This window comes from Amycolatopsis sp. NBC_00438 (assembly GCF_036026695.1).
Classification (GTDB): Bacteria; Actinomycetota; Actinomycetes; order Mycobacteriales; family Pseudonocardiaceae; genus Amycolatopsis.
The window spans coordinates 5,123,256-5,138,556 of sequence record NZ_CP107923.1; the positions used below are offsets into that span (position 1 = coordinate 5,123,256).

Sequence of the window (15,301 nt, forward strand, 5' to 3'; positions counted from 1 at the left end):
AGGCCGTCTCAGACGTCCGCGGCCCCGCACTCCCCCAGCGCCGTCCGGAGCGCCTCCGCGACCGACGGCGCCGCCGCGTACGTCGCGTCCGCGCCGAGGTCCGGCGCCGCGCCCGGCAGCACGACCCGCGCGCCCGCCTCCGCCGCGATCAGCGCGCCCGCGGCCCAGTCCCAGCGGTGCAGGCCGTGCTCGACGTAGGCGTCCAGCCAGCCCGCCGCGACCGCGCACAGGTCGAGCGACGCCGCCCCGTTGCGGCGGATGTCGCGCACCCGCCCGAGCAGTTCCGCCGCGAACCGCGCCTGCCGCGAGCGCCGCTCCGCCGAGTACGCGAACCCGGTCCCGACGAGCGTCAGCTCCAGCCGCGACGGCGCCGAGACGCCCAGCCGGCGGCCGTCGAGCCACGCACCCCGGCCGCGCGCGGCCGACCACACGCGGCCGCTCGCCGGCTCGACGACGGCGCCGGCCACCGACACCCCGCCGATCTGCGCGGCGACGGACACCCCGAACCACGGCAGGCCGTAGAGGAAGTTGACGGTGCCGTCGATCGGGTCGACGACCCACGTGACGCCGTCGTCGCCCGCGGTCCCGCCGCCCTCCTCGCCCAGCACCGGCTCGCCGGGCCGCAGTTCGGCGAGCCGGGCGCGGACGAGCCGCTCCGACTCGTGGTCGACGGCGGTGACCACGTCGGTGTCCGCGGACTTGGTGTCCACGGCGACCGACCGGCCCGCCGCCATCCCGGCCCAGGCCTCGCGGACCAGCTCGGCGGCCTCCGTCGCGACCTGCACCGCGACGCTTTTCAGCAACGACTCGTCAACTCCCACGTCCGTCATGTCACCACATCCGGTTAAAGTCTCCGAGGCAGGCTTCTGAATCGTGCGAGAAGGGACCACGTCCGTGGTGGAGGCGACCCGCCGAGGTTTCGGCATCGACATCGGCGGCAGCGGGATCAAGGGCGCGTTGGTCGACCTGGACCGGGGGCAGCTCATCGGCGACCGGATCCGGATCGAGACGCCCAAGCCGTCCACCCCGTCGGCGGTGGCGGACGTCGTCGCGGAGATCGTCACCCAGGCCGGCTGGGACGGCCCGGTCGGCGTGACGCTGCCGGCGGTGGTGAAGAAGGGTGTCGCGCACACCGCGGCCAACATCGACAAGCAGTGGATCGGCACCGACGCCGACGCGCTGTTCGCCAAGCGGCTCGGGGTGGGCGTCGACCAGGTCGCGATGCTCAACGACGCCGACGCGGCCGGCATGGCCGAGATCCGCTTCGGCGATCCCGTCGCGCGCACCGGCGTCACGGCGCTGCTCACCTTCGGCACCGGCATCGGCAGCGCGGTGTTCCAGGACGGCAAGCTCGTCCCGAACACCGAGTTCGGGCACCTGGAGATCGACGGCCACGACGCGGAGAAGCGCGCCGCCGCCTCGGTGAAGGACAACGAGGGCCTGACCTACCCCGAATGGTCCAAGCGCGTGCACCGTTATCTGACCGTGCTGGAGAACCTGATCTGGCCGGATCTGTTCATCGTCGGCGGCGGGGTCAGCAAGAAGGCCGAGAAATGGGTGCCGCTGCTGGACATCCGCACGCCGGTCCTGGTGGCGTCGCTGCAGAACAACGCCGGGATCGTCGGCGCGGCGGCCGCCGCGGCCGAGGGCATCCAGCACTAGGCAGGCCCGGATCGGGGCCGCGAACCGGGTCCGATCCGGCGCCTCCGGCGGGCCGGAGGGTGATCGCTTCGCGACGCATGCGCGTACCGTCGTTACAATGGAACACGGCCCACGGCTGCGGAGGCCAAAACCGCAGGCCGAGGCGTGTTCCCCGAATGTGAGGCAGCAGTGGCTCCTAGTCCGCTGCTCGTCATGATCGACCGCTGCGAAAGGGCGTAAGTGGCAGCCGCAAGAACCGCAACCCGAGGCGGGACGAAGACAGCGACCGCAGCCGGCGAGCCGGCCGAAGAGGCAGCCACCGGGACGGCGAAGCCAGCGGCGCGCAAGACCACCACTGCCAAAAAGGCTCCGGCCAAGAAGGCACCGGCGAAGAAGCCCGGAACCAAGGGCGAGGACGGCGAGCCCGACGGTCCCGAGGGCATCGAAGGCGAGCTCGACTCGCCCGACTTGGCGGACCTGGAAGAGGTTGAAGTCGAGGTCGACGTCGTCGACGAGACGGTCAACGACACGCCGGACGCCGATGACGACGACGACGAGGAATCCGACGAGGAGACCCCGGCGCAGCGTCGTCGCGGCGCGGCCGCCGACAAGGCGGCCGCGGCCAAGAGCTCCGACAACCCGGACTTCGTCTGGGACGAGGAAGAGTCGGAGGCCCTGCGCCAGGCGCGCAAGGACGCCGAGCTCACCGCGTCGGCCGACTCCGTGCGTGCCTACCTCAAGCAGATCGGCAAGGTCGCGCTCCTGAACGCGGAGGAGGAGGTGGAGCTCGCCAAGCGGATCGAGGCCGGGCTCTACGCCGCCGAGCGGGTGCGCACCGCCGAAGAAGAGGGCGAAAAGCTCGTCACGCAGATGCGCCGCGACCTCAAGTGGATCGTGCGTGACGGCGAGCGGGCCAAGAACCACCTCCTGGAGGCGAACCTCCGGCTCGTGGTGTCGCTGGCCAAGCGCTACACCGGCCGCGGCATGGCGTTCCTGGACCTCATCCAGGAGGGCAACCTCGGCCTGATCCGCGCGGTGGAGAAGTTCGACTACACCAAGGGCTACAAGTTCTCGACGTACGCCACGTGGTGGATCCGCCAGGCGATCACCCGCGCGATGGCCGACCAGGCCCGCACCATCCGCATCCCGGTGCACATGGTCGAGGTCATCAACAAGCTCGGCCGCATACAGCGTGAACTGCTCCAGGACCTCGGCCGCGAGCCGACCCCGGAAGAGCTGGCCAAGGAAATGGACATCTCCCCGGAGAAGGTCCTGGAGATCCAGCAGTACGCGCGTGAGCCGATCTCGCTCGACCAGACCATCGGCGACGAGGGCGACTCCCAGCTCGGTGACTTCATCGAAGACTCCGAAGCGGTCGTCGCGGTCGACGCGGTGTCGTTCACGCTGCTGCAGGACCAGCTCCAGTCGGTGCTGCAGACGCTGTCCGAGCGCGAGGCGGGCGTCGTCCGGCTGCGCTTCGGCCTCACGGACGGCCAGCCACGCACGCTCGACGAGATCGGCCAGGTGTACGGGGTGACCCGGGAGCGCATCCGGCAGATCGAGTCGAAGACGATGTCGAAGCTGCGCCACCCGTCGCGGTCCCAGGTGCTGCGCGACTACCTGGACTGATTTTCCTTCGGTACCAACGAAAGAACCCCGCCACGATCGTGGCGGGGTTCTTTCGTTTCCGGGATGGTGGAGTGGAGATCATTTCCCTTCTCGAGGAGCCTCCATTGCAGATCGGCATCGGATTGCCGAACCAGGTCCGGGACATGCGCCCGGCCCTCCTTCCCGGCTGGGCCGCGCGCGCCGAGGCCGCCGGGTTCTCGACGCTCGGCACGGTCGGCCGGATCGCCTACCCCGGCGTGATGGACACCGTCGCCCTGGCCGCCGCGGCCGGCGCCACGTCGCGGATCGGCTTGGTCAGCAACGTCCTGCTCGGCACCGTGTGGCCGCCCGTGTTGCTGGCGAAGGAGATCGCCGGGATCGACGGCGTCTCCGGCGGCCGCCTCACCCTCGGCATCGGGATCGGCGGCCGGCCGGACGACTTCGTCGCCGACGGCCTCGGCCCGAAGGGGCTCGGCAAGCGGATCGACGCCGACCTCGAGGTCTACCGGAACGTGTGGACCGGCAAGCCGGTCGGCGGCGGCGACAACCCCGCGGTGCCGCCCGGCACGCGCGAAGTGCCGTTGCTGTTCGGCGGGTTCGCGCCGAACGCCCTGGCCCGCATGGCGAAGTGGGGCCAGGGTTACGTCGGCGGCTCGATGCCGCCCGCGATGGTCGCCGACGCCTTCGACAAGGCCCGCGCGGCCTGGCGTGCGGGCGGCCGCGAGGGCGACCCGCGACTCGTCGCGATCGTCTACTACGCGCTCGGCGAGCCGGACACCGGCCGCGAGAAGGTCGGCGACTACTACAGCAACATGGGTGAGCTGGCCAAGGTCGTCGTCGACAACGTCCGCACGACGCCGGAAGCCGTGCGGGCCGCGGTGCAGGAGTTCGCCGACCTCGGCGCGGACGAACTGATCTTCAACCCGGCCACCGACGAGATCGACGACGTCGAGCGGCTCGCCGGGATCGTGCTGTGACACCGTTTCAGGGTCGGCCGGTGAGTGCTCGTAGTCCGAAGTCGTTTCCAAGAGCAGGACGTGCCGGTAGCCGAGACCACCGGCGTCCACAAAGGACAGCCGGATCATCGTGTCGCCGGGTGTGTGCCACGACGTCGCGACGACGCGCTGGCCGCCCACGGCCCCGGTGGCCGGGTCGGCGTCACCGGAGCCGGTGAGGCCCTGCGGGATCCAGTCGTCGGTCTTGTCGTCGTCGGCGTCTTCCCAGCAGAAGCCCGCGGGCTTCAGGGCCGTCGCGAGGTAAGTGGCCTGGCAGAGCGGGCGGGCCTTGCGGCGGTGTTGTCGAGGAGAGAGGGAAGCGCTTGCGGCGCCGGCTTCTTGTCCAGCGCGGCGATCCGGGCGCCGTAGGTGACGAAGGTGTCGCCGGCGGTGAGCGTCCCGCGCGAGGGTACACGTCCCGTACGAACTCAGGGGACGGCCAGGCCGCACTCCCGCAGCGACTGCTCGACGCGCAGGCGTTCGATCTCGCGGTCCATGCCCTCGGGCAGCTCGGCGAGCCGGTGCGGGACGCCGATCTGCCGGCAAGCCTGGGTGAGCAGCTCGTCGTAAGCCTGCCGGGTCCCGTACCGCCGCGCGGCCGAAGTCCCGGACGGGTAGTCGACAAGCAGCCGGTGCACCCGCCGCAGGTCCGCGGCGACCCGTTCGATGGGCGGCCCCTGCGGCGCCGGCTGCCGCTTTTCCCGCACCCGCCGCACCACGGCGGGGAGGCGCAGCGCGCACCAGAAGAGCACCGTGGGAGCGATGCAGACCACGGCGAACAGGATCAGATTCGCGAGGACGCCTCCGGCGCCGGTCATGCCCTCATCGTAAGCCCGCAACGCGCTGGTCGGCGGCCCCATTTCGGGTCACCTCGCGTGATCGGAACGCCGACTCGCGTGATGGGGAGGTCAACTCGCGTGATTGAAGGGTCGACACGGCCGCTGCGGCCGTGTCGACCCTCCCATCACGTGTGTCGGCTTCCGGATCACGCGTGGCGACCCTTCGAGCACGGTTGACGGGTCGTTACGGGAGGTCGAGGACCACCGGGGGTGTCTCTTCGGTGAGCCAGAGGACTCCGGCCGGGGGCAGCTGGAGGATCGCCGAGGCCGGCTGGCCGTGCCACGGTGAGTCCGTCGCCTCCACGAGGCCCAGGTTGCCGACGCCCGAGCCGCCGTAGGCTTCGGCGTCGGTGTTGACCACCTCGCGCCAGCGACCCGCGGACGGCAGGCCGACGCGGTAGTCGTGGTGCGGGACGCCGGCGAAGTTGGCGACGCACGCCAGCCGCGAACCGTCGGCGCCGATGCGCAGGAAGCTCAGCACGTTGCCGCCGGAGTCGTTGGCGTCGATCCAGGCGAAGCCCTCCGGCGCGGTGTCCTGGCTGAACAGCGCCGGGGTCGAGCGGTACACCGAGTTCAGCGCCCGCAGCAGGTCCTGGACGCCGCGGTGCAGCGGCTCCTCCAGGAGGTGCCAGTCGAGCGACCGCTCCTCCGACCACTCGGACGGCTGGCCGAACTCGCCGCCCATGAACAGCAGCTGCTTGCCCGGGTGCGCCCACATGAACGCCAGCAGCGAGCGCAGCCCGGCCGCCTTGTTCCAGGCGTCGCCCGGCATCCGGCCCCACAGGGATCCCTTGCCGTGCACCACTTCGTCGTGCGACAGCGGCAGGACGAAGTTCTCGCTCCACGCGTACACGAGCGAGAACGTCATCTCGTTGTGGTGGTAGGCGCGGTGGATCGGCTCGTGGGACAGGTAGCGGAGCGTGTCGTGCATCCACCCCATGTTCCACTTGAACCCGAAGCCGAGGCCGCCCAGGTGGGTCGGGCGCGTGACGCCCGGCCAGGCGGTCGACTCCTCGGCCACCATCACCACACCCGGGTGTCGCTTGTAGACGGTCGCGTTCAGCTCCTGCAGGAACCGCACCGCGTCCAGGTTTTCCCGGCCGCCGTACTGGTTCGGCAGCCACTCCCCTTCCTTGCGGGAGTAGTCGAGGTAGAGCATCGACGCCACCGCGTCGACGCGCAGGCCGTCGAGGTGGAACTCCTCGATCCAGAACAGCGCGTTGGCGACCAGGAAGTTGCGGACCTCGTTGCGGCCGAAGTCGAACACGAGCGTGCCCCAGTCGGGCTGCTCGCCGCGGCGCGGGTCCGCGTGCTCGTACAACGCGGTGCCGTCGAACTTCGCCAGCGCCCAGATGTCCTTCGGGAAGTGCGCGGGCACCCAGTCGACGAGCACGCCGATCCCCCGCTGGTGCAGGCGGTCGACGAAGTAGCGGAAGTCGTCGGGCGAGCCGAAGCGGGACGTCGGCGCGTAGTACGACGTCACCTGGTAGCCCCACGAACCACCGAACGGGTGCTCCGACACCGGCAGCAGCTCGACGTGCGTGAAGCCCGTCTCGATGACGTAGTCGCCGAGCTGGTCGGCCAGCTCGCGGTAGTTCAGCCCGGGGCGCCACGAGCCGAGGTGGACCTCGTAGACGCTCATCGGCGCCGCGGCCCACTGGGTCGCCTCGCGCTGCGCGACCCACTCGTCGTCTTCCCAGCTGTAGGACGAGCGCGTGACGACCGACGCGGTCGCGGGCGGCAGCTCGGTGCCGAACGCCATCGGGTCGGCCTTCTCCTGCCAGTTCCCGTCGGCGCCGAGGATCCGGAACTTGTAGCAGCTGCCGGCCCCGACGCCGGGCACGAACAGCTCCCAGATCCCGGACGAGCCGAGCGAGCGCATCGCGTGCCCGCGCCCGTCCCAGCCGTTGAAGTCGCCGATCACGCGGATGCCGCGGGCGTTCGGCGCCCAGACCGCGAACGACGTGCCCTCGACGACGCCGCCGGGCGTGTCGTAGGAGCGCAGGTGCGCGCCGAGCGCCTCCCAGAGCCGCTCGTGCCGGCCTTCGCCGATCAGGTGCAGGTCCAGCTCGCCGACCGTGGGCAGCCAGCGGTACGGGTCGTCCGCGGTGACGCTGTGGCCGTCGTACTCGATTTCCAGGCGGTAATCACCGGGGTGTTCCGGGACGGCGACGGCGAACAGCGCATCGATCACCGGCTCCATCGGGTAGCGGTGCTCGCCGACGCTCAGCGCGACGGCCTTGGCGCCGGGCAGCAGCGCCCGCGCCGCGAACCCCTTGCCCACGGCGTGCACGCCCAGCACCGAGTGCGGGTCGTGGTGGGACCCGGCCAGCAGCCGGTCGATGTCGGCGGCCGGCGGGGCCGCGTCCGGCAGGTTCTCCGGTACCGCGTTCACGTTCCTCACCCATCTCCCCGCATGATCCGGGCGATCGAGGCGAGCGGGACGCCCAGCCAATCGGGCCGGTTCGCGTACTCGTAGCTCACTTCGTAGATCGCCTTGTCCAGTTCGAACGCGCGCAGCAGCTCACCCTGGTCGCGCGGGTCGGCCGCGATCGCGGCGTACCCCTCGCAGAACGCCGTGCGGTTGCGGGCCGACCACTCCTGCGCCCGCTCGGCCAGCTCCGGGTCGTCCGGCTGCCCGACCAGCATCTGCTGGGCCGCGTAGTCGAACGACCTCAGCATGCCCGCCACGTCGCGCAACGGCGACCTGAGCGCGTGCCGCTCCTCGACCGGGGCCGCGGGCTCGCCCTCGAAGTCGATGAGCAGCCAGCCGGTGACCGTCCGCAGCACCTGGCCCAGGTGCAGGTCGCCGTGGATGAACTGCATCGTCACGGAGTCGGCGGGCAGCGTCCGGAGCGTCTCGAACGACGCGCGCAACGCCGGCGCGTGCACGGCCAGCTCCGGGACCTGCCCGGCGACGGTGTCCAGCCGCGCGATCATGGCCTTCATCGTGCGGTCCAGCTCGTCGGCGTCGACGCCTTCGGTGTCGAGCGCCGCGGCCAGGTCCGCGTGCACCTCGGCGACCGCGCGGCCCAGCCGCTCGGCCTCGCCGGCGAAGTCGCCGCCGACCTCCTCGGCGTGCCGCTCCGGGCCGGCCATCAGGTCGCGGACGCTGGTGGTGGCCATCGCCCAGCCGTCGACCGCGTCCGGGATGAACTGCTGGAGCATGCCGACCGTGGTCGGCTCGCCGTCCAGGTCGCCGGTGATCGAGCCGAGCGGCGCGGCGATGTGCTTGCTGCCCACCTTCTGCAGCGCGCGGTGCAGCAGCAGGTCCTTGTTCTGGCCCGGGGTCAGCTTGCGGAACAGCTTGAGGATGTACTGGCCGCCGTAGACCAGCGAGGTGTTGCTCTGCTCGGACGAGATCGGCCGGGCGCGCAGCCCGGTCTCCAGCTCCACGCCGGGCTCGTGCCCGAACCCGAGCGCGCCGACGCGCCCCTCGCTCGCCATCAGGTCCAGCAGCACGCCGGTCAGGTCCGCGTCCGCGGACGCCTCGTAGGCGTTCAGGTCGCCGCCGGCGACGATCCAGCTGCCCGACGCGATCTCCGGTGGGTGCGTCCGGCGGCCGACGAGCAGCTGGTAGGGCTCGCGGCGGTCGCCCTGGATCACCTCGATGACCAGGTGCAGCAGCTGCGGGTCGCCTTCGACCAGCTCGGTCACGCCGAGCGGCCGGACACCGGTCACCGGCCGGTCCTTGCCGGCGAACCAGCGCTGGGCCGGCAGCCACCGGGCCAGATCGCCGGTCAGTGCGTCGACCAGCTCACTGGTCTCGGACACGGAACTCACCTCGCTTCGCCTTCGTCTCCCGGGGTCGTCAGCTGGAACCAGTAGAAGCCGTGCCCCGGCAGCGTCAGCAGGTAGGACAGCTCCCCGATACCCGGGAAGCGCACGCCGCCGGTCAGTTCGACCGGGACGCACCCGCGGTGCGCGGACAGGTCCAGCTCCACCGGCTGCGGGAAGCGGGAGAGGTTGTTCACGCAGAGCACCGTGTCCTCACCGCCGTCCGGGCGCCGCCACTGGCGCTTGTAGGCCAGCACGCTCGGGTTGGAGCCGCCGAGGTCGACGAACTCCCCTTCGGCGAAGGCGTGGTGCTGCTTGCGCACCTCGATCATCCGCCGGGTCCAGTTGAGCAGGGAGGAATCGTTGTTGGACTGCGCTTCGACGTTCAGGCCCTGGTAGCCGTAGACCGGGTCCATGATCACCGGGAGGTAGATCCGGCCCGGGTCGCACGAGGAGAACCCGGCGTTGCGGTCCGGGGTCCACTGCATGGGTGTGCGCACCGCGTCGCGGTCGCCGAGCCAGATGTTGTCTCCCATGCCGATCTCGTCACCGTAGTACAGAACGGGCGAGCCCGGGAGGGACAGCAGCATCGCCGTGAACAGCTCCTGCTGGTTCCGGTCGTTGTCCAGCAGCGGGGCCAGCCGGCGGCGGATGCCGATGTTGGCCTTCATCCGCGGGTCCTTGGCGTACTCCGTGTACATGTAGTCGCGCTCTTCGTCGGTGACCATCTCGAGGGTCAGCTCGTCGTGGTTGCGCAGGAAGATGCCCCACTGGGTGCCGGCCGGGATCTCCGGGGTCTGGGTCAGGATCTCCGAGATCGGGAACCGCGACTCGCGGCGCACGGCCATGAAGATCCGCGGCATCAGCGGGAAGTGGAACGCCATGTGGCACTCGTCGCCGCCGACCGCCGGGTCGCCGAAGTACTCGACGACGTCCGAAGGCCACTGGTTCGCCTCGGCCAGCAGGATCCGGCCGGGGTACTCGTCGTCGACGACCTTGCGGCAGCGCTTGAGGAACTCGTGCGTGCGCGGCAGGTTCTCGCAGTTGGTGCCTTCCTGCTCGAACAGGTACGGCACGGCGTCGAGGCGGAAGCCGTCGATGCCCAGGTCCAGCCAGAACCGCAGGGTGTCGATCATGGCGTTCTGGACGTCGGGGTTCTCGAAGTTCAGGTCGGGCTGGTGGGAGAAGAACCGGTGCCAGTAGAACTGGCCGCGCACCGGGTCGTAGGTCCAGTTGGACGACTCGGTGTCGACGAAGATGATCCGCGCGTCGGCGTAGCGGGAGTCGTCGTCGCTCCACACGTAGTAGTCGCCGTACGGGCCGTCGGGATCCTGGCGCGACTGCTGGAACCACGGGTGCGCGTCCGACGTGTGGTTGAGCACCAGGTCGGTGATCACGCGGATGCCGCGCCGGTGCGCCTCGTTCAGCAGGAAGACGAAGTCCTCGACGCTGCCGAACTCCGGCAGCACGGCCCGGAAGTCGCTGATGTCGTACCCGCCGTCGCGCAACGGCGACGCGTAGAACGGCGGCAGCCACAGGCAGTCGATGCCCAGCCACGCCAGGTAGTCCAGCCGGCCGGCCAGGCCGCGCAGGTCGCCGGTGCCGTCGCCGTTCGAATCGGCGAAGGCGCGCACCAGCACCTCGTAGAACACCGCGCCCTTGAACCACGCCGGGTTGCTCGGCGCCTGCTGCGCCGAGCGGAAATCCTCGGCCTGGGGTTCGACCAGCATCCCGTCGGCCGTCATGGCCTCACCGGTGTGCGGCACGCCCTCGAGCCCGAGCGCCGCGTCGGGGCGAGTCTCCTCCGCCATGTGTTCCACCTCGTCCCTCAAGTCCCGCACTGTCCCGCGTTTTCCCGTCTACCCGGCCAGCCGGCGCCGGACCGACACCACGTGGGCCACGGCCCGCCACGGTTCGAGCCGGACGAAGTTGGCCTGCCCCCAGTCCCAGGTGTCACCGGTGACCTCGTCGTGGGCGATCAGGCGTTCGTGCGCCTCGAAGCCGAGGGCCCCGGTGTCGAGCCACAGCGTGCCTTCCTGCGGCGCGTACGGGTCGAGCGTCACGACCGTCACCACGGTGTCGCCGGTGGCCGGGTCCTGTTTGGAGTAGGCCAGCAGCGCGTCGTTGTCGACGTGGTGGAAGTGCAGGGTGCGCATCTGCTGCAGCGCCGGGTGCGCGCGGCGGACGGCGTTGAGCTTCGCGATCCACGGCTCCAGCGACCGGCCTTCGGCGAGCGCGCGGTCGAAGTCGCGCGGGCGCAGCTGGTACTTCTCGGAGTCCAGGTACTCCTCGCTGCCGTCGCGGACCGGGACGTGCTCGAACAGCTCGTACCCCGAGTAGACGCCCCACGTCGGCGAGATCGTCGCGGCCAGCGCGGCCCGCAGGGCGAACATGCCCGGGCCGCCGCGCTGCAGCGACTCGTGGAGGATGTCCGGGGTGTTGACGAACAGGTTCGGCCGGCCTTCGTTCCAGTGGTCCCGCAGGTCCACGGCGAAGTCGATCAGCTCCTGCTTGCCGGTCCGCCAGGTGAAGTACGTGTAGCTCTGGGTGAAACCGAGCCGGGCCAGGCCCCACAGCCGCGCCGGGCGGGTGAACGCCTCGGCCAGGAACAGGACGTCCGGGTGGGCGTCCTTCACCGACTGGATCAGCCAGGCCCAGAAGTCCGGCGGCTTGGTGTGCGGGTTGTCGACCCGGAAGATCTTCACCCCGTGCTCGGCCCACACGAGCATGACCCGCAGCATCTCTTCGTAGACGCCCTTGGGGTCGTTGTCGAAGTTGATCGGGTAGATGTCCTGGTACTTCTTGGGCGGGTTCTCGGCGTAGGCGATCGACCCGTCCGGCCGGGTGGTGAAGAACTCCGGGTGCTTGAGCACCCACGGGTGATCGGGTGCGGCCTGCAGCGCGAAGTCGAGCGCCACCTCCATGCCGAGCTCTTCCGAGCGGGCCACGAAGGCGTCGAAGTCGTCAAAGGTGCCGAGGTCCGGGTGGATGGCGTCGTGCCCGCCCTCGTCGGCGCCGATCGCCCACGGCGAGCCGACGTCGTCCGGGGTCGCGTCGAGGGTGTTGTTGGGGCCCTTGCGGTTCACCCGGCCGATCGGGTGGACCGGCGGCAGGTAGACGACGTCGAAGCCCATCTTCGCGACCCGGTCGAGCGCGGCCGCGGCGGTGGTGAACGTGCCGTGCACGGCGTTGCCCTCGGCGTCGAGGCCGCCGGTGGAGCGCGGGAACAGCTCGTACCAGGAGCCGTAGGCGGCGCGCTTGCGGTCGACCCAGAGCTTGAACGGCTTGCCCTTGGTGATCAGCTCGCGCACCGGGAACTCGTGCATGAGCTGGCGGACCTCCGGCGACAGCGCGGGCCCGACGCGCTCGGCGAGGGTCAGCTCGTCGTTGCGCAGCGCGACGACCGCGCCCGTGAGCAGCGCTTTCTCGGCCCGGCGGTCCGGGCGGCGGGAGACGCGCTCCAGCAGCCGGGCGCCGTTCTCGAGGTCGTTCGCCAGGTCCTCGGGCCCCTGCCCGGCGGCGATCTTCACCTCGACGGCGTGTTCCCACGTCGCCCAGGGATCGCTCCAGGCGTCGATGCGGTAGGTCCAGAGCCCGGTGACGTCGGGGACGATCACCGCGGCGAACTCGTCGGGGTGATCGGGGCCTCGCGGCACCATCCGCGCCTGGCGCGTCAGGCGGTCGCCGGGGCCGCGCCACGCGACGGTGGCCGCGACGGCGTCGTGACCTTCGCGCCACACCGTCGCGGTGACGGGAATATGTTCCCCCGCAACGGCTTTGGCCGGATACCGGCCGCAGCTCACGCTGGGGGAGACATCGTCGATACCGAGCCGGCCGGTCATGGGCAACGCCCCTCGATCTATGGGTGTGGACTCAGGCGTCGTCAGTCTGCCCGACTCGATCACGCACGATCGAGGCAGGGCTCTCTTGTTCTGTACCCAGACTCGTTCGAGTGAAACGCTTCCCGCGCAAAGGTTCCCGGCGGATGTCCGGCGGGTTACGACCGGACGGCGGTGTACCCGAAGGGTCGGCTCACGTACCCAGGCAGTCGGCTCACGTACCCAGACAGTCGGCTCACCGTCCGACCTTCCAGGTACGCGAGCCGACTCTCCAGGTACGCGAGCCGACCCTCCAGGTACGCGAGCCGACCCTCTGGGTACGCGTCAGTAGCTTTCGGCCGGCTGCTCCGCCGCCAGGCGCGGCGCGCGCAGGAGGAGCAGCGAGCGCGACTGGAGTGTCACCCGGCTCTTCGGTTCCAGCGGGCCGGGGTTGCCCGGGCTGCCGTCGCCGGTGCTGGTGTCCAGGGTCGGCTTGAACGTCTCGCCGTACTCGCGGCCCGGCAGGACGACCTCCGTGGGCTCGTCGCCCGCGTGCAGCCACAGCAGCCACGAGTGGTCCGGGACCAGCGCGCCCTCGCGGTTGCGGGCCTGGCTGTTCGAGCCGTCGATCCACATGCCCAGCGTGCGGCGGTCGGCGAACCAGTCGCTCTCGCCGAACTCCTCGCCGTCCGGGCGGAACCAGACCAGGTCCGGCTTGCCGGTCGGAGTGGTCCGGCCTTCGAAGAACTCCGGCTGCCGCAGCGCCGGGCTGTTCGCGCGCAGCCGCACGACGCGGCGGGCGAACGCGAGCATCGTCTCGGCCTCGGGATCACCGGGGGTCCAGTCGAACCAGGACGTCTCGTCGTCGAGGCAGTAGGCGTTGTTGTTGCCGTGCTGGGTGCGCCAGAACTCGTCACCCGCGGTGAGCATCGGGGTGCCGGTGGACAGCAGCAGCGTCGCGAACAGGTTGCGCGCCTGCCGGGTCCGCAGCTCGCGGACCCCGGCGTCGCCGGTCTCGCCCTCCGCGCCGTGGTTCCACGAGCGGTTGTCGTTGGTGCCGTCGCGGTTGTCCTCGCCGTTGGCCTCGTTGTGCTTGTCGTTGTAGGACACCAGGTCCCGCAGCGTGAAGCCGTCGTGGGCGGTGATGAAGTTGATCGACTGCCACGGCCGGCGCAGGTTGTGGTCGTAGAGGTCGGACGAGCCGGCCAGCCGGTAGGCGAGGTCGCGGACGCCGGTCGCGCCGCGCCAGAAGTCCCGGATGGTGTCGCGGTAGCGGCCGTTCCACTCCGCCCACTGGGCGCCGAAGCCGCCGACGCGGTAACCCTCGCCGGTCGCGTCCCACGGCTCGGCGATCAGCTTGCAGCGCGAGAGCACCGGGTCGGTGGTGATCGCGGTGAGCAGCGTCGAGGCGGCGTCGAACGCGCCTCCGCGCGGCCGGCCCAGCGTGCTGGCCAGGTCGAACCGGAAACCGTCGACGCCGAGCTCCTGCGTCCAGTACCGCAGCGAGTCGGTCACCAGCCGGACCACCGTCGGCGAACCGGCCTCCAGGGTGTTGCCGCAGCCGGTGATGTCGGCCATGTGGCCGCGGTCGGTGTGCAGGTAGTACACCGGCGCGTTGAGCCCGCGGAAGCTCAGCGTCGGCCCGTCCGGCCCGCCCTCGCAGGTGTGGTTGAACACGACGTCGACGATCACCTCGATGCCGGCCGCGTGCAGCGCCGCCACCATCAGCCGGAACTCCTCGACCTCGTGCCCCGGCTCGCTGGCGTAGGCCGCGTGCGGCGCGAAGAAGCCGAGCGGCGAGTACCCCCAGTAGTTGTGCCGGCCGCCGCGGACCAGCGACGGCTCGTCGAGGAACGAGTGCACCGGCAGCAGCTCCACCGACGTGACGCCGAGCCGGGTCAGGTACTCGATGGCCACCGGGTGGGCCAGGCCGAGGTAGGTGCCGCGCAGCGCCTCGGGGATGAACGGGTGCTGCTGGGTGAACCCCTTGACGTGCAGCTCGTAGATCACCGCCTCCTCGAACGGCACCTCCGGGTGCGCCCCGGTGTCCGGGCCGCCGGGCGAGGTGACGACCGAGAGGGGCACGCTGCCCAGCGAGTCCACTGTGGACATCGGGCCGCGGTCCGGGTCGCCGGTGAAGCCCTGGGCGGCGGTCAGGTCGGTGAGCTGGCCGGTGATCTGCCGGGCGTACGGGTCCAGCAGCAGCTTGTTCGGGTTGCAGCGCAGGCCGCGGGCCGGGTCGTAGGGCCCGTGGACGCGGTAGCCGTAGCGCTGCCCCGGCGTCACCCCGGGCACCAGGCCGTGCCAGACGCCGAACGTGCGCTCGGTGAGCGCGATCCGCCGCTGCGACCCGTCGGCGTCGATGAGGCACAGCTCGACGGCGTCCGCGACGGCGGAGGTGATGGCGAACCGGACCCCGCCCGCCTCGGGGTGGGCGCCGAGCGGGAACGGGCGTCCGGCGAGGACGTGATCGGCGGAGGGTCGGGTAGCCATTCCTGAATCGTCCCAGACGCCGCCCCCGGTCCGCCGCACCGAGGGCGGGATTCAGCGGTATTCCGCGCTCGGGGCACCTGCCGCCGAAGTCCGTGAAGGCCTCCTTGAGGGACTCTGAGTCCCTCAAGGA

Annotated in this window: 10 protein-coding genes; 3 read left to right on the top strand and 7 right to left on the bottom strand. The window is 70.9% G+C overall.

The annotated features are described in order from the left end of the window. Positions 1 to 8 precede the first annotated feature (8 nt). Positions 9 to 830 (bottom strand): inositol monophosphatase family protein, encoded by an 822-nt coding sequence (locus OG494_RS22470; RefSeq protein ID WP_328458747.1) that lies wholly within the window; start codon positions 828 to 830, stop codon positions 9 to 11. Positions 831 to 894: 64 nt separating this feature from the next. On the opposite strand from OG494_RS22470, the gene ppgK reads away from it, so the two are divergent. The 3 genes from ppgK (at position 895) to OG494_RS22485 (ending at position 4,226) form a co-directional block, all read left to right on the top strand. Continuing rightward, positions 895 to 1,662, top strand: coding sequence for a polyphosphate--glucose phosphotransferase (gene ppgK / locus OG494_RS22475; protein ID WP_442874492.1), 768 nt, complete (start codon positions 895 to 897; stop codon positions 1,660 to 1,662). A 219-nt stretch (positions 1,663 to 1,881) separates the two neighbouring features. Further along, positions 1,882 to 3,270: an RNA polymerase sigma factor gene (locus OG494_RS22480; RefSeq protein WP_328458749.1), complete on the top strand. Its 1,389-nt coding sequence runs from the start codon at positions 1,882 to 1,884 to the stop codon at positions 3,268 to 3,270. A 104-nt stretch (positions 3,271 to 3,374) separates the two neighbouring features. Next, entirely contained in the window at positions 3,375 to 4,226 is an 852-nt protein-coding gene (locus OG494_RS22485; RefSeq protein WP_328458751.1) for an LLM class flavin-dependent oxidoreductase, read from the top strand. A 446-nt stretch (positions 4,227 to 4,672) separates the two neighbouring features. On the opposite strand, the gene OG494_RS22490 is transcribed toward OG494_RS22485, so the two are convergent. From OG494_RS22490 to glgX, 6 genes are all read right to left on the bottom strand, one after another. Then, positions 4,673 to 5,062 (bottom strand): hypothetical protein, encoded by a 390-nt coding sequence (locus OG494_RS22490; protein ID WP_328458753.1) that lies wholly within the window; start codon positions 5,060 to 5,062, stop codon positions 4,673 to 4,675. A gap of 205 nt (positions 5,063 to 5,267) precedes the next feature. Further along, entirely contained in the window at positions 5,268 to 7,478 is a 2,211-nt protein-coding gene (gene glgB / locus OG494_RS22495) for a 1,4-alpha-glucan branching protein GlgB (protein ID WP_328458755.1), read from the bottom strand. A 5-nt stretch (positions 7,479 to 7,483) separates the two neighbouring features. Next, on the bottom strand, positions 7,484 to 8,857 hold the full coding sequence (locus OG494_RS22500) for a maltokinase N-terminal cap-like domain-containing protein (protein WP_328458757.1): 1,374 nt from the start codon (positions 8,855 to 8,857) through the stop codon (positions 7,484 to 7,486). Positions 8,858 to 8,862: 5 nt separating this feature from the next. Continuing rightward, complete coding sequence (gene treS / locus OG494_RS22505) at positions 8,863 to 10,671, bottom strand: maltose alpha-D-glucosyltransferase (protein WP_328458759.1); 1,809 nt, start codon at positions 10,669 to 10,671, stop codon at positions 8,863 to 8,865. A gap of 48 nt (positions 10,672 to 10,719) precedes the next feature. Next, positions 10,720 to 12,702 carry an alpha-1,4-glucan--maltose-1-phosphate maltosyltransferase gene (locus OG494_RS22510; RefSeq protein WP_328458761.1) on the bottom strand — a complete coding sequence of 661 codons (1,983 nt, stop codon included), beginning with the start codon at positions 12,700 to 12,702 and terminating at the stop codon, positions 10,720 to 10,722. A gap of 321 nt (positions 12,703 to 13,023) precedes the next feature. Beyond that, positions 13,024 to 15,171 carry a glycogen debranching protein GlgX gene (glgX, locus tag OG494_RS22515; protein ID WP_328458763.1) on the bottom strand — a complete coding sequence of 716 codons (2,148 nt, stop codon included), beginning with the start codon at positions 15,169 to 15,171 and terminating at the stop codon, positions 13,024 to 13,026. Positions 15,172 to 15,301: the final 130 nt, after the last annotated feature.